The 24970-nt window shown below is 44.0% G+C and carries 23 protein-coding genes and 1 other RNA gene; 10 read left to right on the top strand and 14 right to left on the bottom strand.

What is annotated here, in order from left to right:
• The first annotated feature begins 220 nt into the window (after positions 1-220).
• Complete coding sequence (mltF, locus tag AC3CH3_RS03485; protein ID WP_488538150.1) at positions 221-1789, top strand: membrane-bound lytic murein transglycosylase MltF; 1569 nt, start codon at positions 221-223, stop codon at positions 1787-1789.
• Positions 1790-2107: 318 nt separating this feature from the next.
• Complete coding sequence (locus AC3CH3_RS03480; RefSeq protein ID WP_017059878.1) at positions 2108-2239, top strand: hypothetical protein; 132 nt, start codon at positions 2108-2110, stop codon at positions 2237-2239.
• Positions 2240-2300: 61 nt separating this feature from the next.
• On the opposite strand, the gene tadA is transcribed toward AC3CH3_RS03480, so the two are convergent.
• The 7 genes from tadA to AC3CH3_RS03445 form a co-directional block, all read right to left on the bottom strand.
• Positions 2301-2906, bottom strand: coding sequence for a tRNA adenosine(34) deaminase TadA (gene tadA / locus AC3CH3_RS03475; protein ID WP_371714501.1), 606 nt, complete (start codon positions 2904-2906; stop codon positions 2301-2303).
• 86 nt (positions 2907-2992) lie between these two features.
• Positions 2993-4282, bottom strand: a complete 1290-nt coding sequence (locus AC3CH3_RS03470; protein WP_488537742.1) for a hemolysin family protein — start codon at positions 4280-4282, stop codon at positions 2993-2995.
• A 196-nt stretch (positions 4283-4478) separates the two neighbouring features.
• Entirely contained in the window at positions 4479-6041 is a 1563-nt protein-coding gene (locus AC3CH3_RS03465) for an AbgT family transporter (protein ID WP_019823905.1), read from the bottom strand.
• Between the two features lie 298 nt (positions 6042-6339).
• On the bottom strand, positions 6340-6789 hold the full coding sequence (locus tag AC3CH3_RS03460) for a type IV pilus modification PilV family protein (protein ID WP_172380643.1): 450 nt from the start codon (positions 6787-6789) through the stop codon (positions 6340-6342).
• On the bottom strand, positions 6779-8089 hold the full coding sequence (locus AC3CH3_RS03455; protein WP_488537741.1) for a hypothetical protein: 1311 nt from the start codon (positions 8087-8089) through the stop codon (positions 6779-6781). Before AC3CH3_RS03455 ends, AC3CH3_RS03460 begins: the two co-directional genes overlap by 11 nt.
• Positions 8086-8712, bottom strand: a complete 627-nt coding sequence (locus AC3CH3_RS03450; RefSeq protein ID WP_029236419.1) for a PilW family protein — start codon at positions 8710-8712, stop codon at positions 8086-8088. Before AC3CH3_RS03450 ends, AC3CH3_RS03455 begins: the two co-directional genes overlap by 4 nt.
• Entirely contained in the window at positions 8696-9244 is a 549-nt protein-coding gene (locus AC3CH3_RS03445; RefSeq protein ID WP_488537740.1) for a GspH/FimT family pseudopilin, read from the bottom strand. The genes AC3CH3_RS03450 and AC3CH3_RS03445 overlap by 17 nt, the downstream gene beginning before the upstream one ends.
• A gap of 102 nt (positions 9245-9346) precedes the next feature.
• On the opposite strand from AC3CH3_RS03445, the gene AC3CH3_RS03440 reads away from it, so the two are divergent.
• Complete coding sequence (locus AC3CH3_RS03440; RefSeq protein WP_488538149.1) at positions 9347-9784, top strand: type IV pilin protein; 438 nt, start codon at positions 9347-9349, stop codon at positions 9782-9784.
• Positions 9785-9897: 113 nt separating this feature from the next.
• Here the strand turns inward: AC3CH3_RS03440 and dnaJ are convergent, their stop codons facing one another.
• From dnaJ to grpE, 5 genes are all read right to left on the bottom strand, one after another.
• Entirely contained in the window at positions 9898-11046 is a 1149-nt protein-coding gene (dnaJ, locus tag AC3CH3_RS03435; protein ID WP_010438932.1) for a molecular chaperone DnaJ, read from the bottom strand.
• Positions 11047-11330: 284 nt separating this feature from the next.
• Complete coding sequence (gene dnaK, locus AC3CH3_RS03430; protein WP_488537739.1) at positions 11331-13244, bottom strand: molecular chaperone DnaK; 1914 nt, start codon at positions 13242-13244, stop codon at positions 11331-11333.
• 387 nt (positions 13245-13631) lie between these two features.
• Positions 13632-14669 carry a polysaccharide lyase family 7 protein gene (locus AC3CH3_RS03425; protein ID WP_488537738.1) on the bottom strand — a complete coding sequence of 346 codons (1038 nt, stop codon included), beginning with the start codon at positions 14667-14669 and terminating at the stop codon, positions 13632-13634.
• A 256-nt stretch (positions 14670-14925) separates the two neighbouring features.
• Positions 14926-16200 (bottom strand): dicarboxylate/amino acid:cation symporter, encoded by a 1275-nt coding sequence (locus AC3CH3_RS03420; protein ID WP_488537737.1) that lies wholly within the window; start codon positions 16198-16200, stop codon positions 14926-14928.
• A 381-nt stretch (positions 16201-16581) separates the two neighbouring features.
• The gene (gene grpE / locus AC3CH3_RS03415) at positions 16582-17163 is read right to left on the bottom strand and encodes a nucleotide exchange factor GrpE (RefSeq protein WP_076654663.1); all 582 of its coding nucleotides are present in this window, start codon (positions 17161-17163) and stop codon (positions 16582-16584) included.
• 143 nt (positions 17164-17306) lie between these two features.
• On the opposite strand from grpE, the gene nadK reads away from it, so the two are divergent.
• The 4 genes from nadK to AC3CH3_RS03395 all read left to right on the top strand — a co-directional run bounded on the left by nadK (position 17307) and on the right by AC3CH3_RS03395 (position 22186).
• Entirely contained in the window at positions 17307-18191 is an 885-nt protein-coding gene (gene nadK, locus AC3CH3_RS03410) for an NAD(+) kinase (protein WP_017066747.1), read from the top strand.
• A 291-nt stretch (positions 18192-18482) separates the two neighbouring features.
• Positions 18483-20147 carry a DNA repair protein RecN gene (recN, locus tag AC3CH3_RS03405; RefSeq protein WP_488537736.1) on the top strand — a complete coding sequence of 555 codons (1665 nt, stop codon included), beginning with the start codon at positions 18483-18485 and terminating at the stop codon, positions 20145-20147.
• A gap of 167 nt (positions 20148-20314) precedes the next feature.
• Positions 20315-20674, top strand: a complete 360-nt coding sequence (bamE, locus tag AC3CH3_RS03400) for an outer membrane protein assembly factor BamE (protein WP_009848326.1) — start codon at positions 20315-20317, stop codon at positions 20672-20674.
• A 174-nt stretch (positions 20675-20848) separates the two neighbouring features.
• The gene (locus AC3CH3_RS03395; RefSeq protein WP_488537130.1) at positions 20849-22186 is read left to right on the top strand and encodes an IS4 family transposase; all 1338 of its coding nucleotides are present in this window, start codon (positions 20849-20851) and stop codon (positions 22184-22186) included.
• A 123-nt stretch (positions 22187-22309) separates the two neighbouring features.
• Here the strand turns inward: AC3CH3_RS03395 and AC3CH3_RS03390 are convergent, their stop codons facing one another.
• Both AC3CH3_RS03390 and AC3CH3_RS03385 read right to left on the bottom strand, forming a co-directional pair.
• The gene (locus tag AC3CH3_RS03390; RefSeq protein WP_009848325.1) at positions 22310-22621 is read right to left on the bottom strand and encodes an RnfH family protein; all 312 of its coding nucleotides are present in this window, start codon (positions 22619-22621) and stop codon (positions 22310-22312) included.
• 3 nt (positions 22622-22624) lie between these two features.
• Positions 22625-23053 (bottom strand): SRPBCC family protein, encoded by a 429-nt coding sequence (locus AC3CH3_RS03385; protein WP_017106599.1) that lies wholly within the window; start codon positions 23051-23053, stop codon positions 22625-22627.
• A 119-nt stretch (positions 23054-23172) separates the two neighbouring features.
• On the opposite strand from AC3CH3_RS03385, the gene smpB reads away from it, so the two are divergent.
• From smpB to AC3CH3_RS03370, 3 genes are all read left to right on the top strand, one after another.
• Entirely contained in the window at positions 23173-23658 is a 486-nt protein-coding gene (smpB, locus tag AC3CH3_RS03380) for an SsrA-binding protein SmpB (RefSeq protein WP_004735156.1), read from the top strand.
• Between the two features lie 66 nt (positions 23659-23724).
• Positions 23725-24091, top strand: a transfer-messenger RNA (tmRNA) gene (gene ssrA, locus AC3CH3_RS03375).
• Positions 24092-24187: 96 nt separating this feature from the next.
• Complete coding sequence (locus AC3CH3_RS03370) at positions 24188-24964, top strand: DUF6538 domain-containing protein (protein WP_488537735.1); 777 nt, start codon at positions 24188-24190, stop codon at positions 24962-24964.
• Positions 24965-24970 lie beyond the last annotated feature (6 nt).

The following is a 24970-nucleotide window of genomic DNA, read 5'->3' as shown; positions in this document are numbered from 1 at the left end:
CTATGCCGATTCCACCTCTTCAATGCGAGCGCATTATAAAGCATTTCTTTTTGTGACGTAACACCAAAAGCAACCGTTTGCGTGATTTTTTTTATCTTTCTGCGTAAATGGTACTTTTGCTGCATTTATCACCACTTTTACAACTGTTTAATTAAACCTGCTTTGCCAGCCTTGCGGGGTTTGGTATAAAGGGGCTTCCACTTTTCGAGATTTCATTTTGATTCCTAAATTTACGCTCATCTTTTCGTCTAAGTTCCTTCTGCTGGCCATCGCCCTATTTGGGTTGGCTGGATGTCAGATTGAATCTGAACCTAAAAGTGTCCTTGAGCAGATACGAGATCGTGGCGTTCTTCGTGTCGGCACCCTAAATAACCAACTCTCTTATTACATCGGTCCTGATGGCCCTGCTGGCTTAGATTACGAGTTAGCTCGTGAATTTGCGCAGGAGCTTGGTGTAAAGCTTGAGGTTAAACCTGCTTACCGTTTGTCTGGCTTGTTCCCTGCACTGCAGAAAGGTGAGATCGATCTTATCGCGACCGGCTTAACGCAGAACAACAAACTGACACGCGCTTATCGCGCTGCGCCTGCTTATTACTATGTAAGCCAACAGGTCGTATACAAAAAAGGCCAGTGGCGACCAAGAAACCTTGAACAACTGATCAATTTTGAGAATGAGCGTCAGGCTGACTTTGTTAAAGCGCAAACTGAATCAGAAGAGGCGGCGTCTACTGACACATTAACGCCATCTTTGGTTGTAGTAAAAGACTCACACTTTGAGCCAACACTAAAACAGCTGCAGAAAACACACGATGACTTCATCTATGATGCGGTCGGCAATGCTGATATCAACGACCTGCTTAAAGAAGTCTCGACTGGCGAGCGCTTATTTACGGTTGCAGACTCAATTGAGCTATCACTGGCACAACGTTTATACCCAGACGTAGCTTTGGCTTTTGAACTGACAGAAGACCAACCTATCTCTTGGTATTTACAGAAGTCTGAAGATGAACGCCTTTATGCTCTGTTGATTGAGTTCTTCGGTAACCTAAAACAGTCTGGTGAACTGGCTTCACTAGAAGAGAAATACATCGGCCATATCGGCACTTTTGACTACGTTGATACTCGCGCCTTTATCCGCGCACTGGACAGCAAGTTGCCAAAATGGTCACCGCTATTTCAAAAGTACTCTCAAGAATTTGATTGGCGCTTGATTGCCGCTTTGGCCTACCAAGAATCACACTGGAACCCTGTTGCGCGCTCACCAACGGGGGTTCGTGGCATGATGATGTTGACACTGCCCACCGCGAAGAGTGTTGGGGTAACCAACCGTCTCGACCCGAAACAGTCGGTACAAGGCGGTGTTGAGTACCTGCGTCGTATCGTGAACCGAGTACCAGATTCAATCACTCAACACGAAAAGATCTGGTTTGCACTTGCTTCATACAATGTCGGTTACGGGCACATGATGGACGCGCGTCGCCTCACGAAGGCACAAGGAGGAGATCCTGATGCTTGGGGCGATGTGAAAGACAGATTACCTCTATTGAGACAGAAGAAATACTACAGCCAAACTCGATATGGGTATGCGCGTGGTGATGAAGCGAGAAACTACGTTGAAAACATTCGCCGTTATTACCAAAGCATTATTGGCCATGTAAATAAGCGCAATAAAGAACAAGAAGCGACCCTTGAAGGTTTAGTGGTGATCCCACCTTTAGAAACCTCAGGTGCTGAATCGAGTATCAGCGCAGCTCAGTCGACAGTAAGCAGTTCTGAGCCTTCACAGTAAAACCCAAAAGAGCAATGCCATCTAGCATTGCTCTTTTTTATTGTCTTTTTTCGACTCTTCTTTCGTCACTAAGGGGGATAAGGGAAGCAGGCAAGAAGATGATGATGAGATCTCGAGTGTCATATTGCAGTAACAATCGAACCTTATAACGGCACACCACAATCAAGATTATGCTCTGTTGCACAACGAGCTTGGCTTTAGACTAGAACAGCTCTTCTAAGTAAGCCAAGTGTGCGACAGGCCAAACAAACGAATAACACTATAATTAAATCGTTAGTCCAAACTAAAAAGTCAGACGACACATAGGAAATCATTGAAATGATGAAGAAACTGAAATCGAAACGCCTTGATAAGACCGTTGCTGCAAACCGTCGTAAGCGTATGCTTTCAAATAATAAGAAGAAGATCATTTGGCGCAATCGCGCTTTCATGCAGATGATTGCTGAGTAAATGTAATTACCAAGTCAGTTTGCTTGGCACTCGTGCGATTGAGAGTGCCGATAGCTCGCTGCTACTTCTTGTTACCAGCCTTCATATCTGCTTCTACACGCTGCTCTTCCAGCAGACGTTCTTGCTTGCGCTTCTCTTTTATCTCTTTTCTACGACGCTTGAAAAACGATTGTAATTGCTCACGGCACTCTTCCTCTAACAAGCCATGTTCAACGTCGGCATAGTGGTATGAGGCCTGACTTTCAAACAAATTCAACACTGTACCTGCAGCGCCCGCTTTTAAGTCTGGAGCGCCAAACACAATGCGCTTTACTCGGCTGTGTAGCAAAGCACCTGCACACATTGGGCAAGGCTCGAGCGTGACGTATAAAGTGGTATCGAGCAGGCGATAGTTTTCTAAGGTTTGACCCGCTTTACGCAGAGTTTCAATTTCTGCGTGTGCCGTTGCATCGTGGCTGCCAATCGAACGGTTCCACCCTTCAGAGATAATCTCCCCATCTTTCACTAATATGGCACCCACAGGAACCTCTCCCTCACTCTCTGCTTGCTTCGCTACCTCGATGGCGCGTCGCATGAAGATTTCATCTTGAGGGGTGAATTGATGGTCTGACAAAGGGAACTCCAGAAAACAAAGGATTAAAACGAAATTAGGTATGCGGTGAAGCATACCTAATCTTCGTGATAATGAACAATAAAGAGATAATAGACAACAAGAGACAATGAACGATTGCCGCTTGCTAGTTGGTCGAACTGCTAGCTATTAGCGTCTTCTATGCTATCGGCTATTGGCGTCGTTTTGATGCTCACAATGCGATTGTTCTCAACAGAGATAATTTCAAACTGCCACTGTTGGTATTGAACAACCTCGCCTGCATCAGGTAATCGTCCTATTAGCCAAGTCACAAGGCCATTCAACGTTTGGAAGCTCTCGCTTTCACCCTCAGAATCCGACAGCTCTAAACGGTTTTTCAGTTCACTGATCGGAATCAATCCATCCACCAGCAAACCGTCTTCCACTTGCTCAGTCCAAAGATCGTTCGGGTTATTCGATAGTTCGCCAGCAATCGCCTCAAGAATATCGTAATGAGTCACAAGACCTTGAACATCGCCATACTCGTCGACAATGAATGCCATCTCAGTACCCGACTCTTTAAAGTAGCCAAGTAAACGCAGAGCTTTCATCGATTTTGGAACATAGATCGGTGAGCGAGACAGCCCCATGATCACTTGAATGCTTAGATTGCCGGCCTGATTCAGCAAGGCTTTGGCTGACACCGTACCCACCACTTTATTGAGGTGATCTTGGCACAATGGAAACACACTGTGCTTTGATGAACGTAGTTTCTTTAAGATTTGCTCTACTGGTTGGTCGACATCCAGAAAATCGATGTCTCGACGCGGAGTCATTAAAGAGCTCACAAGGCGATCATCAAGCTGCAAGATATTACGAATCATTTCTTGTTCGCCGCGTTCAATCACACCCGATTCAGAGCCCTCTTTCACAAGTGCATGGATATCATCTTCAGTAACGCTATCTTCTTCACCGACTCGGCCCATCAACTTAAGAATACCTTCGGTTGAAGCCGACAATGCAAACACAAACGGCGTTGCAATTTTAGATAACCAGAAGATTGGTAGCGCGACTAACACAGCAATGTTTTCAGCTTGGGACTGAGCAAAACGCTTTGGTACCAACTCACCGACAACGATAGCGAAATAAGTAATACCCACCACCACAACCGCAGTAGACAAGATATTCGCTTGTGTTGGGTCTAATCCCCACAGTTCAAGTTGAACGGCCAGTGGAGCCGATAGCGTCGCCTCACCCACAATACCGCTGAGTAGGCCGATTACCGTGATACCGATTTGGATTGTCGAGAGGAAGCGGGTTGGGTTTTCTTTGAGCTCAAGAGCAATCTGAGCGGAACGGTGTTTTTCGGCTAAGCGTTTCAGCCGACTATTTTTTGCTGCTACCAATGCAATCTCTGACATGGCAAACAGACCATTTAAAACAATTAACCCTACTAAAAGCAGAATCTTCATGTGGCTTGGATTTCCTAAATTTACCGGCCAACAATTAGCCGTAATCCGGAGTATAAGCTGAGTGCCTTTATTTTGAATATAAAAAGTTTTGGATATAGAAAGTTTTGGATATAAAAAATAGCGAAAAAAAGCCCGCACATTTCGGTGCGGGCTTCGATGATTTTTATGTTACTTACTTTTGCTTTTCTTACTTCGCTTACATTGTGTAAGTGTAAGGAGCTTGGATACCTAGTGGGATACCAAGAGCCCAGTAAGCTAGCAAGAAGATAGACCAACCGATTAGCATAGCAATCGAGAATGGCATCATTAGAGAAGCTAGAGTACCGATACCTGTCGACTTAACGTAGCGCTGACAGTAAACAACAACCAGTGGGAAGAACACCATTAGTGGAGAGATGATGTTAGACACTGAGTCACCTACACGGTAAGCCGCTTGAGATAGCTCAGGAGAGATACCCACAACCATTAGCATTGGAACTAGGATAGGACCAATCAGTGCCCACTTAGCTGAAGCAGAACCAACAAGAAGGTTAACTGCAGCCGTTAGTAGAATCATACCAACAACCGTTGCTTCACCTGGAAGGTCCATCGCTTTCAAGCCTTCAGCACCGTAAAGTGCCAGCATAGTACCGATGTTTGATTGAGCGAATGCAGATAGGAACTGAGCACAGAAGAACGACATTACAATGTATGCGCCCATCGTTGCCATCGTCTCAGACATTGCTTTGATAACATCATTACTATTCTTGAATGTACCCGCTACACGGCCGTAGACGATACCCGGAATAATAAACAGGATGAAGATCAGAGGAACAATAGACTTCATCACTGGTGCTGAGAACGCCGTTAGTTCGCCTTCAGGTGAACGAAGTGCTGAGTTTTCAGGCATTAGAGCCGCGATAAGCAGACCAATACCGGCAACCATTGCCCAACCAGCGAATTTGAATGCTTTAGATTCAATGGCTGTGAACGTACCTAGATCAGGTGCTTGTTCTGCATCTTCATCTACAGGCGTATTAGCAAGACGAGGCTCGATGATTTTCTCTGTAACGTACCAACCAATTGCCACAATTAGAATTGAAGACAAACCAGTAAAGAAGATGTTCGCTAGAGGGTTGATCACATATGCAGGGTCAAGAACGTTTGCCGCTGTTTGAGTAAAACCAGCTAGTAGCGGGTCAATACCTGAAGGGATGAAGTTTGCAGAGAAACCACCTGATACACCAGCAAACGCTGCTGCAATCCCCGCAAGAGGGTGACGACCCGCAGCGTGGAAGATGATACCGCCAAGAGGGATTACTAGAACGTAACCTGCATCTGCTGCTGTGTGAGACACGATAGCAACGAGGATTAGCATTGGCGTTAGTAGCTTAGCTGGCGTGAAGTTAAGCATCTTCTTAAGGCCAGTCGTAATGAAGCCTGAAGAGTCAGCAACGCCTACACCTAGCATAGCAACAAGTACGATGCCTAGAGGTGCGAAGCCTGTGAACGTGGTAACCATATTCGCTAGGAAGCTAGCAAGCGCTTCACCAGTTAGTAGGTTGTTTACTTCAAGAGCAGCACCCGTTTGAGGGTTGATTAAGTCGAATGAAAGATTCGATAAAAGTGCAGATGCTACCCATACAATAACTAGAGCCCAGAAGAACAGGATTGCTGGATCTGGAATTTTGTTGCCAGCGCGTTCAATGAAGTTTAGAAAACGGTCCATACCACTGATCTTGTCAGTCGATGGTGCTTTTTTTACGGCTTGGTTACTCATTGTAACTCCATATGTGATGTTGTTTTGTTTAGGCCTAATATAAGTTTTGACCACGGCCTATTGGTACAGCGCATATTCTATTAAAGTCGTTGTTAAAAAGCACAAGATTCCACCTAATTTTCCATAAATGGAGACATATTTTGCAAAAATACCATACAACCACAACAATATAAAAACACAAAAAACACCATTCCATATACAGAGTTTTAACTAGCACATAAACAATGTCCGAGGAGTGAAAATTATCAGTAAAAGGAGTGGCATGAGCCTTGGCATGCAGTAAACGTTTGCTTGAGGGTCAATCAAACTCACTGTATTTGGAGAGCATAGTTTCGAGGTAAATACGTTGTGCGTGGTTCATACGATCTTGCCATGCAATTGTGACAGTAATGCTTTTTAACGCACTAGACAAAGCACCGTTTGCATCAGTCACTTCACAAGTCATGGCATAGGCAGAACCCGACAAACCAGATAAAGGGTCTGAACTTGCTGTGTTGAGACAATGACTCGCCTGATTTAGTTCCGAAAAAGGAATTAAACCTACCGCCCCACTCGCATTAGACGCCCGAGTTCGATAATACTCCATCTGCCTTTCTGCAAAATGCAGCGCTTCGATACTCTGAATCGCATAGTCGGCTTTCTGCTCAGTGTAGGTCTGCAGCTTGACCATGCCTAACGCGGCCACGCCCACCAGTAGAAAAGAAATAAGTACTTCAAGTAAACTAAAACCACGCTGGTTAGAAATCACTCCATGAGCCCTTTTTCCACTGTATTTCGACAGGTTCATCATGCGGATTGTATTCTCCTCGATAATCTAGATTCATCGAGCCTTTAATCGTAGAAAGCCCCCCGATTGAATCCAAAAATATGCCTCCTTTAGGGAAGAAGGAAGCGTTAGCTATATAGGTACTATTTTCTTTAACCAATGAAGAGTAATCCATCGTTGCTGGTAACTTATCCCAACTATCAGCAAGAAAGTCCGTGTTGTTTTCAGCACCTGAAGCATCCTTGAAGACACTCATGTCATTCAAGTGATAAAAAGCACCATCAAGTACACTGGCGTTTCCATTTGCGAAAATCCCATTTTCGACCACTAAAGATCGTGGTGTGATCGTTCCTGCACTATCCACAATATTAATGGCTGGGTGCCAAACTACACAGTCCCCAATGACCCACACCTTAGTTTTACCAGCTGAAAAGGCATCATTGATTCGAGTACTGCACTCCTTGCCCACGTATTTATTTGTGTTTGAATCGAAATCTACATGCACGGTATTCCCGTGAGAATCCGTCTCTAATAGGTTTATTACCTCATATTCATTACTTTTAAGGGCGTTGATATTGTCCGTTGTTTTCTTTACCCCGAAGTAGTTTTCGAAACCATTTAGATTGGTGTCATGAACGTAATCACTCATAAAAGCACCGCTAGGATCACTACCCGATGCGGTAATCGTTGCGCTCTCACTCAAGTCAGTTACCGCATCTTTACAAGCGCTAAAATCTGCAGGTGCATTCTCAGGATGAGAAACGGTGGTTAAGCTCCCCCCTGTACCTTTGGTGTGTATAACAGAGTCGAAAAACCGAACTGCCACACACTCATATACACCGTTGTTACTGGTTTCACTGAGTTCAGGGTCGATATCCATGATGTCCTCGGAAATAATTTCGAGAGCCGATATTGCTTGTATGGCCCCCAAACCCGAATCATTAGAAAATCGAACTTCTTTATTAATCGATGTTCTGTTGGCGGTTGAGACAAGGATATTGGCGTTATCGGATGATTTATCTAATGAAGAAAGCTTGTTGCTACAGGAATCCAGGAGATCACCTGGGATCGCGGTACTGCTGTTTTCAATAATAACGCTTAGACCACACTCCAATCCCCCCTCGGCGGCCCAATGTTCTTTGCGAGCTTGAACCTCGTTTTGAGCACGCTTTATTTGGTAAAAAGTGGTTTTAAAGCTACCAAGAGAAACGATCAGCACACCAATCAATAGAATACTGACTAGAAGTAGTGTTACCGCTCCATTTTGCTTTAATCGCATCATTGCCAATTCCTTTGTACCACTGAAGTCACTACTCTCTGACTTTCATCTGCATTCACAAGAGAAGCTTCTAGAGCGATATCGACTCTTTGCGAGGTTGCCAGACTGTTAGATAACTCAGTTACAGAAACCAAAAAAAGTTCTACTTCTATTTGCTTTTCGAAAAACAAACTTTCACATGTCATTGCTCCCAAACCAGATGACGTAATCTGAGTGATATCTAATAAATAAGAAGATTCTTCTTGGCAATAGTTCAGCTTATTACCCTTAAATTGATAGACAATGTTTCGATAGGCCGAAGATGCGCTGTTTTGTCGATAAACAAAACCAACGTAAGATTCACTGGCACTGGATTGAAAGGTATAAATCGTATTGGCAGCGCCCGATAGCTTCACTGATTGTCCAGAGTCTGCATCATAACCGGCTCGCCAGAGCTCCTCTTTCATCATTTGAGTAGTAGCGAATAGGTTCTGAGATAAGAGCAGCTCCAAGCTCTTTTCTGAACTCAAACGTTGGTTGGTAACAAATACCGAGCCGATAGTACCGATAACAATCACACCGATCACAGAGGCCACTAACATTTCGACCAAGGTACTACCTTGAACACTCCTAGCCACAGATCTCATAACCATAATGACCTATGCTATTGCGCCCATCGCTGTTTGGGTCACTGCTGCAAATTCGGATCCGCCCTGTCGTTTTCGATGCGATGATTGAAAGTACATCCGACAGCGCATTCGTGGAGGCGAGTGAAACATTACCGTCTCGAAAACGTCCCCTGACGTTATCGATCGCAATTGAAGTACTATTGGAGAAATTAAAGTCTACTTTTATACCTCTATATGCCGAACCATCAAGATGCATAAGTACATTATCAGAAACGTAAGATGTTGAACTGCTCAACACCATATCCCAATCACCATCAGAACTTTCGGTTCCACCTAAGGCACCTGAAACCAAGAACAAAACATAAAGCTCTTGGTTACGAGTGACCGCTTCTGATCGGGCAGTAATAAGAAAACTATGAACCTCAGGGGCTAAGCGCTGCAGTTTAGAAGAAGCCAACAAAGAACTAAAACTAGGGGCAGCCGCAGCCAGTAGCACTGAAAGCACCACTATAGTAATCAGCAGCTCTAATAGCGTAAACCCGCGAGTCATTTCCCAAATTCCTATGTAATAACTTGAGCAATCGTACTCAATCTTGCGCATATGCTAACACTAAGGAAAAATAGCCAGATAAGTGAAAAGGAAGTCCTCGTGATGATTCGAAAAAATATATGCAACAGCAACAACACGCGCGTAAAAGGGATGACATTGATCGAGTTATTGATTGTGGTTGCCATCATTGGGATTTTGGGGGCTGTCGCCTATCCGAGCTATACCAACCACGTAATGACTGGACATCGAACTAGCGCACTCGCTGACATAGCTCGAATTCAATTAGAACTAGAAGCAGCCTATGACAGCGGTTATGACTGGAGTGGTATTGTTTCGGGAAGCGATTGTTTGATCTGCGATACCGAAGCGAGTCGTTTTGTTTTCAGTGTCACCAGTTCTGCTTCTGCTGCCTATACGATTACAGCAACACCTCAGTCGGGAGTAGGTCAAGATAAAGACAACTGCTTCGATGGACAAAACCAGAAAGTGCTCACTCTCGACAGTGCTAATGTCGAATACCCAGAAGCCTGCTGGATGTAGTGTGATGAGGGTTTCAGGTGAAGAGAAAGAACCAGATTTGAGATACAAAAAAACCTGCTACATGAGCAGGTTTTTTTTAATCTTATCAATAACCGAAGACATCAATAAATTGATTACTTAGTTAGGTCATCGAAGAAGTTTTTAACACCGCTGAAGAAACCTTCAGACTTTGGCTTGTGCTTGCTTGCCGCTTCGCCACAACATGTTTCTTCAAATTCACGCAGTAGTTCTTTCTGACGAGAGCTTAGCTTAACCGGTGTCTCAACCACTAGCTTAACGATTAGGTCACCCACGCCGCCGCCACGAACGCCTTTCACGCCTTTGCCACGCATACGGAACATACGGCCCGTTTGTGTCTCTTCTGGCACCTTAAGGTTTACACGGCCATCCAATGTCGGAACTTCAACTTCACCACCTAATGCTGCCATGGTGAAACTAACTGGTACTTCGCAGTAAAGGTTGTTGCCGTCACGCTCAAAGATGTTGTGCTCTTTTACGTGAACTTGTACGTACAGGTCGCCAGCTGGAGCGCCCTGCTCTCCCGCTTCACCTTCGCCAGATAGACGAATACGGTCGCCAGTATCAACACCAGCAGGGATCTTAACGTTAAGCGTTTTAGTCTTCTGTTTGCGACCTTGGCCATGACATGAGTTACATGGATCCTTGATGATCTTGCCTTTACCATTACAAGTAGGACAAGTCTGTTGAACCGCAAAGAAGCCTTGACGCATTTGTACTTGGCCATGGCCATGACAAGTGCCACATGTTTGTGCTGAAGAGCCCGCTTTAGCGCCGCTACCATCACAAATATCACACTCAACAAGTGTTGGTACTTCGATTTCTTTAGAAACACCACGAACCGCTTCTTCTAGAGAAAGCTCCATGTTGTAACGTAAATCTGAACCACGTTGTGCACGCGCTTGACCACCACCACGACGACCACCGCCGAAGATATCGCCAAATACGTCACCGAAAATATCGCCGAAATCACCTTGACCACCGCCGCCGAAACCGCCGCCGCCGCCCATACCGCCTTGTTCAAAAGCGGCATGACCGTATTGGTCATAAGCTGCTTTCTTTTGTGGATCGGTCAGGATCTCGTACGCTACTTTTACTTCTTTAAACTTCTCTGGCGCAGTATCGTCACCTTGGTTACGATCCGGGTGAAACTTCATCGCTAAGCGTTTGTACGCTTTTTTAATATCGCGCTCTGATGCATCGCGGCTTACGCCTAATACTTCGTAAAAATCACGTTTTGACATGTTCTAGGTCACCAAAATAATTGCTACTACCGAATGATCACTTCAGTAGTCTGTGTATCAATCTAGATAAAAGTTCTGCCGGCTGAAACGCCGAATAAAGCTATTATCTAGATCGACAAGTCTAAATACAAATTTACGGGCGTGAGAGTTACCTCTGACGCCCGTATTAATAAGTCTTCGAGACAAATTTCTAAGCAGATAGCTTGAGTTCTAGGAGGAAGCGCGGAGCCTACGCTAGTAGGTGAGCACTTCCGACAACGAAATCAGGCTACTCTGTGACGAAATTATTTTTTGTCGTCTTTAACTTCTTCAAACTCTGCGTCTACCACATCGTCGTCTTGCTTAGGTTGTTCACCAGCGTCAGCACCAGCTTGTTCAGCTTGAGCTTTCTGTTGAGCAATTTCCATTAGCTTCTGAGCTGCTTGCATAAGTTCTTGAACTTTAGCGTCGATAGCTTCTTTGTCGTTACCAGACTTAACTTCTTCTAGTGCCGTGATAGCCGCTTCGATCTTCTCTTTCTCGTCAGCAGGTAGAGCTTCACCAGCTTCTTCTACTTGCTTCTTAGTGCCGTGGATCATTTGGTCAGCTTGGTTACGTGTAGTAACTAACTCTTCGAACTTTTTGTCCGCTTCTTTGTTAGCTTCTGCTTCTTGTACCATCGCTTCGATCTCTTCCTCAGACAAACCGCCTGATGCTTGGATAGTGATCTTTTGCTCTTTACCTGTTGCTTTATCTTTAGCAGATACGTTCAGGATACCATCAGCATCTAGGTCGAATGTTACTTCGATTTGTGGCATGCCACGTGGTGCTGGTTGGATACCTTCTAGGTTGAACTGACCAAGAGACTTGTTGTAAGTCGCTTGTTTACGCTCACCTTGAAGAACGTGAATAGTTACTGCGTTTTGGTTGTCTTCAGCTGTAGAGAACACTTGATCCGCTTTAGTAGGGATAGTTGTGTTTTTCTCGATAAGCTTAGTCATTACACCACCCATCGTTTCGATACCGAAAGATAGAGGAGTAACGTCTAGTAGTAGAACGTCTTTAACGTCACCAGCTAGTACACCACCTTGAACAGCAGCACCCATTGCAACAGCTTCGTCAGGGTTCACGTCTTTACGTGGCTCTTTACCGAAGAATTCAGTTACTTTAGCTTGAACCATAGGCATACGAGTCTGACCACCAACTAGGATAACGTCAGTGATTTCGCCTACAGATAGGTCAGCATCTGCTAGAGCTACTTTTAGTGGCTCTAGAGAACGTTGAACTAGGTCTTCAACTAGAGACTCAAGCTTCGCACGAGTCACTTTGATGTTCATGTGCTTAGGACCAGTCGCATCAGCAGTAACGTAAGGTAGGTTTACGTCAGTTTGAGTAGTAGAAGAAAGCTCGATTTTCGCTTTTTCTGCTGCTTCTTTAACACGCTGCATTGCTAGTGGATCAGCTTTAAGGTCGATACCTTGCTCTTTCTTGAACTCATCTACTAGGTAGTTGATCATGCGGTTATCGAAATCTTCACCACCAAGGTGAGTATCACCGTTAGTTGAAAGAACTTCGAAAGTCTTCTCGCCTTCTACTTCATCGATTTCGATGATAGAGATATCGAATGTACCACCACCAAGGTCGTATACAGCGATAGTGCGATCACCACCTTGCTTGTCTAGGCCGTAAGCCAGAGCAGCAGCAGTAGGTTCGTTGATAATACGTTTAACATCTAGACCAGCGATACGACCAGCATCTTTCGTTGCTTGACGTTGAGCATCGTTGAAGTAAGCAGGAACAGTTACAACTGCACCAGTTACTTCTTCACCTAGGAAGTCTTCAGCTGTTTTCTTCATTTTCTTAAGAACTTCAGCAGATACTTGAGGAGCAGCCATTTTTTGGCCTTGCGCTTCAACCCATGCATCACCGTTGTCAGCCTTAACAATGTTGAAAGGCATGATTTCGATATCGCGTTGAACTTCTTCATCTTCAAAACGACGACCGATTAGACGCTTAATAGCGAACAGTGTGTTTTGAGGGTTAGTAACAGCTTGACGTTTTGCAGGTTGACCAACTAGCGTCTCGCCTTCAGTGTATGCGATTACCGATGCTGTTGTGCGTTCGCCTTCAGCATTCTCTAGTACGCGTGGTTTGTCGCCGTCAAGAACAGCAACACAAGAGTTAGTAGTACCTAAATCAATACCAATGATTTTACCCATCAGGCCATCTCCGAATATATATTATTTAGTTTTTTGCTATACCCACATATGTGGGGGTGGTAATCAGGGAATCAACCCTAATACACAAAATTAAAGTGCAAATGTAATTTGCTTTCGTATGCACCATAGATAAGGGCTGCAAACTGGTTTTCAAGGGAAAAAGTAAAAAAAATCTGATTTTTTCCCGTATCTTTTTACATAAAGGTAAAAAGTGACCGATCCCTTGCCAATTAAGGCTCCAATGTTGAGAAACTCTCGCATTTGTCGCCACATTGAAACCTCAACCCTATTCCAGATGCCATAAAAAAAGACCTTCATGTAGAAGGTCTTTTTCAAATATATATTAATCAGTTAAATATTGTTCAAATGGTGACTGATTCAGCCATATTATTGGTTGAGCACTAACTGGTAGAAGCTCGCTTGAGTGTAATCACCCGCTTCCATACCACGCCATTCACAGGCTGAGCTCGACTTCTTAGTGTTGCATTGATTGTATGCGCCCGCCTTGAAGTACATCCAGTCCTGTCCATAACCAAGGTCGATATCATGCCCCTGATACTTACCCTTAGCCAAATCAACATCATACGTCTTCACAATAGGATCGGCTGAGTTTGGATTCTTAGTAAAGGTTAAGTACATGATGTTATCTTTGATGTTCACATCGTATGAGAACACTTCACCTAGCTTGATGCCAGCAGCAGGATCCGAGCTGCCTTTTTTCAGATTGTATTGACCAAATACATCATGGCGAATGTCTTTACGAAGTTTCTTTCCGTTTTCATCCTTCGCGTTTTTCATCTCTGTCGGCGGGTTTAACTCATAGTTCCACGTTAACGAACCATGCTCATGTTCTGGCAACTTGCGGTAAACAATTTTCAGTGGCTCATTGTCTGAACCATGAATTTGGCCGATCACTACCGAGAATGCGCCTGTTTTTTTGTAGCTACCGCTGGTACTCACCTGATCAACAGAAAGTGTTGCCGTCATTTGACCACCGATAGAACCAAACTCTTCTGCATTCTCATGGCTTGAAATCGCGAAATTGTTGCTCGGCGCCGAGTAGCTATCTGCCAGCATCGCTCTCAGCTCACTGCGCGTATTCTTACTGTTTGGTGTCGTTGGTGCTGTATTCGGAGCCACAAATACCATCGCGCCAGATTCGGCATCGGTGTAAAACCACTTAGGATGAACGTAAGGCGTGTCTACATTCGACAATTCTTGCTTACCGATCTCCAATGTTTTGCCTTTTCTAGAGCCTTCTGTCGTTAGCTCCGGTAGGTTAATTTTCCATTTAGATAAATCGAAGTTTTGTGCAGGTGCTTTTGCTGGATCAAGATTGAACTGTTGACCAATATCGTGATTAGAAGCAAGAACGGGAGCCGCTAAGAGGCTAGCAGTCAGTAAGCTAAGGTAAGACAACTTCATTATTTGGTTTCCTTTATGTCGTCATAATGTAGGTTGCCAGAACAATAAAATAATATTGTATTATTATATGTGAGCTATATTAAAGATTGAAAACTGATGGCCAATTCGGCACGAGTAAAAAGAAAAAATGAGACTTAACACCAATCAGAGATCTTTTTAGCCAAGTTATCAGATAGCCCAAAGCACTTATCATCAGAAACAAAAAAGCCCCGCTCTCATTGAGCGGGGCTTCTAACTATCGAATCTTAATTAAGAATTATGCTTCTGCTTTCTGTAGTTCAGCTTCTTCGTTTATTTCAACGCCGATTTCGCCTTCAGACTTAGCAACGATAGTGTTAACCGCTGTATCACCTACTACGTTTGAAGAAGTACAGAACATGTCACAGATACGGTCAACAGCAGCAACAATCGCTAGACCTTCTGGTGGCAAACCTAGTTGGTGCAATAGAACACCTACCATTACTACACCGCCACCTGGAACACCACCAGCACCGATAGAAAGAAGCAGGATTGTTAGACCTAGAGTGAAGATATCAGCAGTGTTGATTGGCTGACCAAATGCGTTTGCTACGAACATAGTTGCCAGTGCGATGTAGATAGATACACCAGACATGTTCATCGTTGCACCTAGCGGTACACCGAAGCCCGCAACTGACTTAGATACGTTTAGTTTGTCAGTTAGAGTACGCATTGTTACTGGGATTGTTGCATTCGAACTTGCTGTAGATAGTGAGAATAGAACTTGTTCACGAGTTGCACGTAGGAACTGCTTTGGAGAAATGCCAGTGAATGAACCAACCATCATCGGGTAGAAGAAGAAAATCCAGAACACAAGCATTGCAACCACAAGTGCCACATAGCCAGCAACTGACATTAGCGTGTCTGCATCCAGTGTTGCGCCCAGCTGAATCATCAGAGCAAATACACCGTAAGGCGCCAAGCTCATTACTAGACCGATAAGCTTCATCATGATTTCGTTAGCCATCTTGAATGTCTTGATAGCTGGGCCACCACGAGAATCAAGAGCTTGAATAGCAAGACCTGTCAAAATTGCCATGAAGATGATTTGTAGCATATCGCCGCTTGCGAACGCTTCTACAGGGTTGCTAGGAACAATGTTAACAACAAGAGAGAAGATGTCTGGTGTTTCAGTTGTTGTAAGCGCGATTGTCTCAGAAACCGTACCTGCTAGGTTTGCACCAGCACCAGGTTGGAAAATAAGACCAATAGTTAGAGCAGCAGAGATCGCGATGATGGTGTTAATAATGTAAAGACCAAAGGTTTTACCACCAAGACGACCAAATGAACGGATATCTTTTAGTTCAACGATACCGCAAACAATAGATACATATACAAGAGGCACTACCAGCAACTTGATAAGTGATACGAACATACCACCAGCACCTTCGGCAGCACCAAGTAGGTAAGTGTCAAAAATAGCAATACCGCTGAATAGGTACTGAATAGCAGTACCAATAAGTAGGCCGGCAAACAAGCCTACAAAAATCTTACTTGAGAGCGATTTATCCATCGTTCTTCTCCAGTCTGTTGTGTTTAAAATTTTTACTTTTATAGTTATATATGCGACTAAAATCGCTATATGGCAGTGGATTTTACATACAAAGATAACAATTAAAAGTGTTTATTTACAAAAACATTACAAATGTGACATCAAAACATTTCTTAATTAACAACCAGTTTCATAATATAAAACTCTAAACCGTTGATATGGATAAAATAAAAAGAACGGCATTCTTAATGCGGTTTTGATGACTATTTACGTGGATTCTCAAGTTATAGGCACAAAAAAAGAGAGGCCTATGCCTCTCTTTTCATTTTACGGTAGCCAGTGAATTATGTTGCAGCCCCTACTTATTCAGTAAGTACGCCAGTCAATCACTTAGCGACTTAATTACTTAGCAACCATAACCATTGCCGGACGAACTACACGACCGTTTAGTTCGTAGCCTTTTTGCATCACGAACATAACCGTGTTTGATTCATGATCTGGGCTTTCTTGGATAGACATTGCTTGGTGGAATTCAGGGTTGAACACTTCACCTTCAGGGTTGATCTCTTTAAGACCAAACTTAGCCACTGTATCTACAAACGTTTTGTGCGTTAGCTCAACACCTTCGAACAAAGGCTTAACCACTTCGTTTTCAGCATCTGCCGCTTGCATTGCACGCTCTAGGTTGTCGATTACAGGAAGTAGACCTTCAGCAAACTTGTTCAAAGCGAATTTACGCGCTTTATCAATTTCTTGTTCGCTACGGCGACGCATGTTTTCAACTTCAGCTTTCGCGCGAAGAACAGAATCTTGTTGCTCTTTCACTTTAGATTCGCTAGAAAGCAGTGCAGCTTCCAGTTGAGCGATTTTTGCTTCCTGCTCATCAGCAGCGTCTTCATTCAGCTCAGCTTCTTCAACTTTCTCAGCTTCAGCGATGATCTGATCTAGCTCTTCTTCGGTTACTTTGTTTTCTTCGTTGCTCATGATATCTCCAGAATTCGTTTTCAATGCAAGTGACAGGCGTGTTTGCGCCCCAAATTGATATAAAACACTCGCATAGACGTTCAACTTGCCTTTATTATGGGGATGAAGAATTTTGATTCAAGCCTAATTCGTTTGGAAACGTTATGAAAAAGCCATTTGAAGTCATCGCCATTATTGGTAAACCTCGAGATCAGCAAGCAATTCAGACTCATAGAGAGCTCTATCAGTGGTTAAGTGCTGAGGGTTATCAAGTGTTTGTTGATGACAGACTCGCCACTATTTTAGACGACATCCCAAAAGAACATTTTTCTAGCCTGATTGAATTAGGTAAACGCGCCGATCTCGCCATTGTGGTCGGCGGCGACGGAAATATGCTCGGTGCCGCTCGAATCTTGTCACGTTTCGACATTTCAGTGATTGGTGTTAACCGAGGCAACCTTGGTTTCCTAACCGATCTCAACCCTGAAAACTTCCAGAGTGCGCTTACTGATGTTCTCAAAGGCGAGTTCATGGAAGAGGAACGCTTCCTGCTTGAAACGGAAATTCACCGTCACGGCCAAATAAAAAGCCATAATGCAGCACTAAACGAAGCGGTACTTCACCCAGGTCAAGTTGCACACATGATCGAGTTTGAAGTGTATATCGACGACAGCTTTGCCTTCTCGCAGCGTTCTGATGGCTTGATCGTTTCTACGCCAACAGGTTCTACCGCTTACTCGCTTTCTGGCGGCGGCCCTATCCTGTCATCAAGCCTAAATGCGATCTCACTAGTACCAATGTTCCCACACACCCTTTCAAGTCGCCCACTTGTGGTGGATGGCAAGCGTCGTATCAAGCTGATCGTATCGCCTGATAACCGCGGAACTCAGGAAGTGAGCTGTGATGGTCAAATCTCGCTGCCTGTTTCCCCTGGCGATGAGATCCACATTTACCAAAGCCCAAATGTACTCAAACTGATCCATCCTAAGGACTACAATTACTACCACGTTCTACGTAACAAACTAGGTTGGTCGAGTAAGCTGTTCTGACTAAACAGCTCTAGCAATAACCGAAAATTTCAAAGGCTGACGACATTCGTCAGCCTTTTTTATTACCGATTAAAAGCCCACCATCTCTGTCTTTACGCCAATCCACCACATCGTCATTCCCAAGAGGAAGGAACGACCGAGTTGGGAATCTATAGCGGTTTCAGTGATCTACAGACAAGCTTAATTCTGAGAGCTGTCGCAAAAAATTTTAACCTGCCGACTTTACTGTATAAAGAAACAGTATATACTGAGCTTATATACAGTATTGTTCAGTTATACAGGTAAATAAAAATGCTGGCTCATTTAAGTGTTAATAATTTCGCTATTGTTAAGTCTTTACAGCTAGAACTCTCTAAAGGCATGACAACAATCACCGGTGAAACTGGTGCGGGTAAATCTATCGCTATCGATGCTTTAGGCTTGTGCCTTGGAGGAAGATCCGATGCAGGAATGGTTCGACAAGGTGAAGAAAAAACCGAAGTCAGTGCCGCTTTTTTACTTGAGAACAATCTGCATGCTACCCGCTGGTTAGAAGACAACGAATTGCTTGATGGCAGTGAGTGTATCCTGCGCAGAACCATCTCAAAAGAAGGTCGTTCTCGTGCATTCATCAATGGTAGCCCTGTCCCTCTTTCACAATTGAAATCACTTGGACAACTGTTGATCAACATCCATGGCCAACACGCGCATCACCAGTTGATGAAAAACGATTACCAAATGGCCATGCTTGATCAATATGCAGGTCACTTGAACCTATTGAAATCGACACGTAATGCTTACCAAGCGTGGCGACAAGCGGATAACCACTTAAAAGAGTTACGTGAAAATAGCCAGCAAAACCAAGCTCAAAAACAACTACTTGAGTACCAAATCAAAGAGTTAAATGAGCTGTCTATTGGGGAGGAAGAATATGAAGACCTCGAACAAGAGCATAAGCGCCTCTCCAATAGCGGAGAACTGGCCACAACCTGTCAGCAAGCTATCGAGCTTATTTATGAAGGCGAAGAAGTTAATGCGCTTGGTATTCTGCAATCGGCCAATAACTCCTTAATTCAGCTAGCTGAGCTAGATGAAAGATTGGCCGAGTTACCGAACTTGCTTTCTGAAGCCATTATTCAGATCGAAGAGACCAACAACGAGCTAAGAACATACCTAGACTGCATTGATGTTGATCCCGGTCGTATGGCTTACGTTGAGGAACGTTTCTCTAAAGTGATGTCGATGTCTCGTAAACACCACGTGCTGCCTGAAGAGCTTTATAAGCATCATCAAGACTTATTACAACAAGTAGAAGCGCTGGATTGCTCTGATGAAAAGTTAGAAGAATTAGCCAACGAGGTAGAAAACCAATACCAATCGTTCGTTGCAAAATCCGAGAAGCTTCATAAATCTCGAACTCGTTACGCAAAAGAGCTCAACAAGCTGATCACGCAAAGCATGCACGAACTGAGCATGGAAAAAGCGCAGTTTGCCATTGAAGTGAACAATACCAACACACACCCTTCCCCACTAGGGATGGATAACGTGACCTTCATTGTGTCGACCAACCCAGGTCAGCCAATGCAGCCGATTGCGAAAGTGGCCTCTGGTGGTGAGTTATCACGAATCTCACTAGCGATTCAAGTAATCACAGCGCAAAAAGTGGACACACCAAGCCTGATTTTCGATGAAGTCGATGTGGGTATCAGTGGACCAACCGCTGCGGTTGTCGGAAAAATGCTTCGCAAGCTGGGCGAATCTACACAGGTGATGTGTGTGACTCACTTACCTCAAGTGGCAGGTTGCGGTCACCAACAGCTGTTTGTAGCGAAGAACACGAAATCGGGCAAAACAGAGACTCAAATGCACACTCTTGATGAGCAACAACGTGTTTCAGAGCTTGCTCGACTGCTTGGTGGCAGCCAAATTACCGAATCGACGCTTGCCAACGCAAAAGAGCTATTAATCGCAGCTTAGGTTACATATTCAGCAATTTTCTGATAATTTACCGAAAATTCTTGGCAATTTTGCAACTTAATTCAAAATTGCCAGTCATAACAAGCTCAAAGCGCAAGGAGCTTTTTACTTCTTGCTGGAGCTTGTTTATTATCAGGCAGTATTTTAGCGAAGAAAGATCTCAAACTATGCGAATTAAAAAGTGGTTAGTTGCAGTTCCACTTGCACTAACAATGTTGACCGGTTGCTCTCTATTAGAGAAGTTGGTTTATCGAATTGACATCAATCAGGGTAACTATGTTGAACAAGAAGCTGTCGACCAGCTCAAGTTTGGCATGACAAAAACACAAGTTCGTTACGTTATGGGCTCACCTATGCTTATCGAAAATGGCTACCCAGATACGTGGTACTACATTTACCACCATCAGAAAGGTCACAACGACCCTATTCAGAAAAACCTTGTCGTAAACTTTGATGCTACGGGCACTCTAGTAACGATCAATGGTGATTTTGAAGCCAGTGATGAGTTCTTCGAAAGCCTTCGCTAGCTTTCCAGTCAACAAAACTCTCAGCCGATAAAGCTATCAGTCGACAAAGCAAGAATCGCAAAAGCCTGCTCATATGAGCTAACACTGATCATTTAAGCATTTTCCTGATCAGTTGAACGATCCTACAGATGGTTAACAATACCCTTAAGCACTTTTGTTTAAGGGTATTTTTTTATGCTGTCACACTGGTTAATCGATGTTGACGATTTTGCTAATCCAGAATCTCTTTCTTTGTTCCAAAAAGACCTTCCGCTAGATTGGATAAACCAAGCTTTATCTGAAACGAATAAAGCGAGTATGCGCCGTAGAAAGCTACCCGCAGAACTCGTTGTATGGTTAGTCGTTGGTATTGGTCTATATCGAGATAGACCGATTACCGATGTACTCGATAAGCTCGACCTCAAATTGTCTAATTCATTGGGTGAAACGATTGCACCTAGTGCAATTCCTCAGGCAAGAAAACGCCTCACCGCTAAGCCTTTAAAGTCATTATTCTCAATCACAGCAAAGCACTGGACACAGTCGGAAGATGCGGGTGATAAATGGAATGGTTTGAGCCTATTTTCAATCGATGGCACACAGTTTAGAACTCACGATAACCCAAGCTTAGCTGAGCATTATCAATATGTTTACTACCGAAAAGACAGGCACACTGAGTACCCAATCGTTCGAATGTGCGCACTCACATCACTACGGAGTCGCCTTATTCATGATGTGGCTTTTGGGGATAGTTCTAAAGGTGAAATCAGCTATGCAAAAGATTTAATTTCATCAGCAGTTCCGAATTCATTGACCATTTTTGACCGTTGCTACTTGAGCGCAGAACTAATGCTTAACTGGCAACAAGAGCATGGAACAAGCCACTGGATGACGCCAATAAAGTCAAATGTGAAATATGAAATCATCGAGCAGCTCGATGATGATGGGCGAGATCTGATTGTGGAGATGAAAGTCTCTCCCCAGGCTAGAAAACAAGCCCCGAGTCTCCCTGAAACGTGGAAAGCTAGGCTAACTCTATATCCCGATGACGTTGAACAGCAACCCAATCATATACAAGGGCTGCTAACTTCTCTAACAGATAGAAAATACAGTTTAAAATCATTATTAGATGTGTACTTCGAAAGGTGGGAAATCGAGAATAGCTATGGCGAGATTAAGCATGACATGCTTGGAGATGAAATCCTGCTCCGCAGTCAATCTGTAGAGGGTGTAGAGCAAGAGATATGGGGTATCCTTATCGCGTATAACTTAATCCGTCTGGAGATTAGCCGAATAGCAAAAGAGGCTGAAGTCTCGCCACTTAGGATAAGCTTTACGATGGCACTTCGAGATATTCAAGATGAGCTAATGTGGTGTGCTATCGCCTCCCCAGGTTCGGTTCCCAAAAAGCTGCGAGCAATGAGAGAGCGAGTGAAACGTTATATTTTGCCCGAAAAACAAAAACGGCCCAAAGATAGGACCGTTCGTTTTAGTAAGACTCGCTACACTGTGCTATCTAAACACCTTAAATGATAGGTGTTGGCTCATATGAGCAGGCTTTTTAACATCTGCTAACAAATTAGCTGCTGTGTCTAACTAACAGGCACAAAAAAGCTCGCAGATGCGAGCTCTCTTCTAACTTAAATTTGTTTAGCATTACGATTTAGCTGCGGCCGCTTTTGCTTGTTCAGCACGCTTGCGACGAATCTCTTTTGGATCTGCCAATAGCGCACGGTAGATTTCGATACGGTCTTTATCACGAACCGTCGCATCAAGCTTCACGTTACGGCTGAATACACCAACCTTATTTTTCGCTAAGTCGATCTCTGGATACAATTCCAAAACACCAGACTGCGCAATGATCTCTTCAACGGTCGCGTGCTTGTTCACTACCAAAGTAAACACACGCTGTTCATGCGGAAGTGCAAACACAACCTCTACGTGGATCATATCCGATTCAATAGTCATGGCTTAGTAAACCTGTTTCGCGCGTTGAGTAAAAGCACTGACCATATTGCTCGTCAGCTCATTGAAAATCTTACCAAATGCCATTTCAATCATTCGGCTAGAGAACTCAAACTCTAGCTTAAGTTCAACCTTACAAGCTTGCTCATCAAGCGGAGTAAAGTACCAACCACCCTGCAGCTTCTTGAACGGGCCGTCCACCAGCTCCATCAAGATCTCAGCACCATCAGCTAAACGGTTCGATGTGGTAAATGTTTTGCTGATACCCGCTTTAGAGACATCAACCGAAGCCACCATAGTTGAATCTGAAGATTCGATCACACGTGAACCAGAACACCCTGGCAAAAACTCGTGATAACGAGCAACATCATTGACCAAGCTGAACATCTGGTCGGCACTAAACGACACTAATGCTGAACGAGTAACCTTTGGCATATAGACTCCTGTTAAAGACAGCGTTACATTAACACAAACTGCAATTTTAATTGTATTGGGCCAGAGCGCAAATAAAAAGGATTCCCCAACTAGGGTGCAATCCGTATAATGAGGCCATTATGGCAAAGAATAAATCAAAATCAAAAGCCGGTAGCAATACCATTGCGCTTAATAAGAAAGCTCGCCACGAATATTTCATCGATGATGAGATAGAAGCGGGGCTTGAGCTACAAGGCTGGGAAGTAAAATCCCTACGTGAAGGCAAAACCAATATCGCAGAAAGCTACGTGTACATCCGAGATGGCGAAGCATTCATCAGTGGTATGACGATCACTCCGCTGACTCAGGCGAGTACTCATATCGTGGCGAACCCAACACGTATCCGTAAACTCCTTATGTCGAGAAAAGAACTCGACAACCTTATCGGTCGTATTAACCGTGAAGGCATGACACTTGTTGCAACCGCACTTTACTGGTCTCGCTCTTGGGCGAAGATTAAAGTTGGCGTAGCGAAAGGTAAAAAGCTGCACGATAAACGTACTGATATGAAAGAAAAAGATTGGGCGAGAGATAAAGCACGAATTATGAAGAGTAATTTGCGTTAATTTTAAGCACTTAAACGCACAGTGCTAGACAGGTTAAGCTTTTCTGGTACTATGCAAATAACACTTGGGGCTGATTTAGGATTCGACAGGAATTTTGAAGTCTGAGGTGCATGCCGTGGGGCGGTTGGCCACGTTAAAAGCCGCAAAAAAATAGTCGCAAACGACGAAAACTACGCACTAGCAGCTTAATAACCTGCTCAGAGCTCTCTTACCCTAGCTTCCGCTCGTAAGACGGGGACCAATAAGAGATCAAACCCAAACTAGCTAGCGTGGCTTCTCCCACCTGAGAGGAAAAGCGCGAATTATAATTCAGGTTAGCCTTTAACTAGCGTGTCGGTTCGCAGGTTGCTGGTGAAATTAAAGATCGACTAAGCATGTAGTACCAATGATGAATGATTTTTGGACGCGGGTTCAACTCCCGCCAGCTCCACCAAACGTTTGGAAAGGGCGGTAAGTCACTGATTTACCGCCCTTTTTGTATTTATAACTTCGATATTAGGCTGTTTGTACTACATTTTGGTACTAAGACATGCACTATTTATCTATCTCGAAATCCGGTATTTGGCAGTTCCGATATCAGAGCCCCTCTGAGCATCGACATCGGTTTAATGGATTCCATGAGATCAAGCGCTCGCTGAAAACATCCAACAAAGACAAAGCTATTCTTTTGGCGTTAGAGCTAGAGATACAGGTTCGTCGTACCATTTTAGCGCCAACTACTAACGCAACATCACCTCAAGTAAAACCTCTAAACCAAGATAAAACACATACCGCAACCAAAGCCAAACAAACTAAAACGCTATCGCCTGAAAAGATACTGGAACGCTTTTGTCTCTACAAAGCCCAACATATATCGCCAAAGGCCGTCGGAATGCTGAAAGCTAAGTGCCAAAGCGTTCTAGGGTTAATAGGAAAGACAAGCCTTACCGATATACGGAGAGGTAACGCCGAGGATGCCGTGCGCCTCTTACGAATGTATCCCGTCAATATGAGAAAGCACTCCCAATTTAAGGGTCTAACGGCAAAGGGAGCGATTGAACTCAATAAGAATCTTGATATGCCGACACTGAGCGAAGAGTCCGTAAAAGATTACTGCCAGAAAATGTCAGGCTTCTTCGAGTGGTGTCTCTTAAACGAACTCACCGATATCAACCCATTCAAAGCAATCCGCTTTCGCAAACAGCGCAAAGACAGTGACGCCAAAAACGCATATACGAAAACAGACTTACAAAAAATCTTTAGTTCCGAGATTCATACTAAGCGACAGTTCAAACATCCGCAATGGACAGCATCAATCCTTATGTAATTTCAG

Source organism: Vibrio sp. QJM3NY_35 (assembly GCF_057785915.1).
Note: the sequence above shows the minus strand (reverse complement) of the source record. Positions and strands in the feature narration are given on the sequence as shown.